A 2,842-nucleotide genomic window follows, 5' to 3' on the forward strand; every position below is an offset into this window, starting at 1 on the left:
GGCCGGGGACGGGGACGGTTCCGGGGACGACGACCGGGGCCACGACACCGACCGTGACCGACACACCTGCCGCGCCACCTCCCGGCGCACCCCCAGCAGCCTCTGAGACGGCCTCAGTGCCCGCACAGCGCGCTGAACCCGCCTCACCCTCGGAACACATCGTCTACGGCCCGGAGAGGCGCTCAGCGGCCGTCGGGGCGATCCTCGCCGCCGAGGGGCCGGTCCTGGTGACCACCAGCGACCCCGCGCTGTGGGCGGAGACAAAGGACGCGCGCGCGAAGCTCGGACCGGTGCACGTCTTCGATCCGAGCCACCTGCTCGACACCCCGAGCCGCCTCCGGTGGAACCCCACGACGGGCTGCGAGGTCCGGGACACGGCGGCGGCCCGCGCGGCCGCCCTGCTCGCACCCGTGCGCCCGCGCAGTGCCCTCGACTCCGCCACGGCCGACACCGCGGAGATCCTGCTGCGCTGCTGGCTGCACGCGGCAGCGGTCGACGGCCGCCCGTTCCGCCAGGTGCACCGCTGGGCCCAGGGCCAGTCCGCGCACGAGCCGGTGCGCATCCTCCGGACGCACCCCAAGGCGGCCGGCGGCGCGGCGGGCGAACTGGAATCCGCGCTCACCGGCCATCCGGAACGCAAGGACCTGGCCCAGGAGTTGACCGCCCGCGCGCTCAATTCCCTGTCGTCCATCCATATTCGCGACGCGTGCAACCCAAATCGAGCCGATGCGCTCGCATGGGAATCATTCATCGCGGAAGGGGGAACCCTGTACGTGGTGGGCGAGGCCATCGAGGATCCTCGCACCCGCCCGGGTGCGATGCCCCTGCTGACCGCACTCGTCGCAAGCGTGGTCGAGCGCGGCCGGGACATGGCCGGACGGTCATCTGCCGGTCGGCTCGACCCACCACTGTCCCTCGTCCTGGACGACGTGGCGGCGGTGGCGCCGGTACCGTCCCTCCCCACCCTCCTGTCGGAGGGCCCGGCCCTGGGGCTCCCGGCGTGGGCCCTCCTCCGCTCCGAGACCCAGGCCCGCGCCCGTTGGCCACGCTTCCCCGACCGGAGCTGACCGGTCGCCGGGACTACACCGCGGGCCGGCCGACAGCCATCTCGTGCTCCAGCGCGGACGGGTCACCCTCCATCAGGACGGTCACCCCTGTCCGTTCGAAACCGAGCTTGCGGTACAGACCCTCCGCCCGGACGTTCCGCTCGTGGACATGCAGCCGCACCCGTTCCACCCGGGGGTCGCCCAGTGACCAGGACCAGTCGAGGGCCGCCTGGAGGAGCGCTTCCGCCAGGCCCGTGCCCCGGTGTTCGGGACGCAGGAAGACACCGACGAGGTGCGTCTGCGGCACCACCGGGCCGCCGCCGAAAACACTGTCGTCGCCCGGCACTTCCACCAGGATGGTCACGCTTCCCGCCCATTCGCCGTCGGGTCCCTCGGCGACGAACGACGGTGTGTGCGCCATCTGCTGCCAGCGCTCGTCGGTCCGTGCGACGGCCTCGTCGTACGTGGTGAGAAAAGCGATCGGCGCGACGGGGTCGGAGAGCGCGAGCAGCCGCAGTTCCCTGGCCTCCCGCCACTCTTCGGGGCGCACAAGTCTGATGGTGTGTTCCATCCACTGATACTCAACGCCCCCTGTGGGGCCGGGCAATGTGTTTTCCCTCGCGCCGGCACGGGCAGAGGGAGGCCCATGAACGGTGGCGGGACAGAGCGAGTGGTCGTGGTGGCGGTCATGGGACAGGACGTGGCACCGGCCGTCCTCCCACCGGAGTTGTGGACCCGCCTCGCCGCGTCGGCGGACCTGGTCCCCGGAGTGCTGTCACGAACTCTCACAGCGCCGACGGCACGTGCGGCGCTGAACCGTGTGGAGGTACTCCTCACGGGGTGGGGATGTCCCCGGTTGACGGAGGGGGTACTGAACGCCGCACCGCGGCTGCGAGCGGTGGTGCACGCGGCGGGCTCGGTGAAGAACCTGGTGTCGGACGGGATCTGGGAACGGGGAATCCTCGTGTCGTCGGCCGCGGACGCCAACGCGGGCCCTGTCGCCGACTTCACGGTCGCCGCGATCTCCCTCGCCGCGAAGCGGGCACTCGGAACCGCCGCGGCCTACGAGGCGATCTGGCCCGATTTCCTGGAGCGCCGGGGCGCCGACGGCCGCACGGTCGGAATCATCGGCGCGTCGCGCGTCGGCCGCCGCGTCCTGGCACGGCTGCGGGCCGCCGAGGCGGGATACCGACTGCTGCTCCACGATCCGTATGTGACCGACGCCGAGGCGGGGCGACTGGGCGCCGAACCCGTCGGGCTGGCGGAGTTGTGCCGTGCCTCGAGCATCGTCACGGTGCACGCTCCGGAGACACCCGAGACGCGCCACATGCTGGACGCCGCGCATCTCGCGCTCATCCCGGACGGCGGCACGGTCATCAACACGGCACGCGGCTCGATCGTCGCCACGGACGCCCTCACACGGGAATGCGTGGCCGGCCGCCTGGACGCCTTCCTCGACGTCACCGATCCCGAGCCACTGCCCATGGGTCATCCGCTGCTGAGACTGCCGAATGTGATGGTCACCCCGCACATCGCGGGGGCACAGGGCAGCGAGGCCCGACGGCTCGGGGCCTACGCGGTCGCGGAGGTGGAGCGATGGGTGCGCGGCGAGCCGTTGCTGGGCGGGGTCACGCGGGAGGAATTGCAGCGACTGGCGTAAGGAAATACCCCGGAAATGCAGAAGAGCCCCGACAAACCTGTCGGGGCTCTTCCATCTAAAATTTGTTCGGCGGCGTCCTACTCTCCCACACGGTCCCCCATGCAGTACCATCGGCGCTGAAAGGCTTAGCTTCCGG

3 protein-coding genes are annotated in these 2,842 nt (G+C 71.4%); 2 read left to right on the plus strand and 1 reads right to left on the minus strand.

Features of this window, described 5'->3' with window-relative positions; all coding sequences use genetic code 11:
- The coding region (locus K6I34_RS34965) for a TraG/TraD/VirD4 family protein (protein ID WP_229332058.1) at positions 1-1,067 on the plus strand (1,067 nt) is incomplete at its 5' end.
- 13 nt (positions 1,068-1,080) lie between these two features.
- On the opposite strand, the gene K6I34_RS34970 is transcribed toward K6I34_RS34965, so the two are convergent.
- On the minus strand, positions 1,081-1,617 hold the full coding sequence (locus K6I34_RS34970) for a GNAT family N-acetyltransferase (protein WP_229332059.1): 537 nt from the start codon (positions 1,615-1,617) through the stop codon (positions 1,081-1,083).
- Between the two features lie 75 nt (positions 1,618-1,692).
- Here K6I34_RS34970 and K6I34_RS34975 point away from each other — a divergent pair, with 75 nt between their 5' ends.
- The gene (locus K6I34_RS34975) at positions 1,693-2,706 is read left to right on the plus strand and encodes a hydroxyacid dehydrogenase (RefSeq protein WP_374231106.1); all 1,014 of its coding nucleotides are present in this window, start codon (positions 1,693-1,695) and stop codon (positions 2,704-2,706) included.
- Positions 2,707-2,842: the final 136 nt, after the last annotated feature.

The sequence above is a fragment of the Streptomyces sp. UNOC14_S4 genome (assembly GCF_020740835.1).
GTDB lineage: Bacteria > Actinomycetota > Actinomycetes > Streptomycetales > Streptomycetaceae > Streptomyces.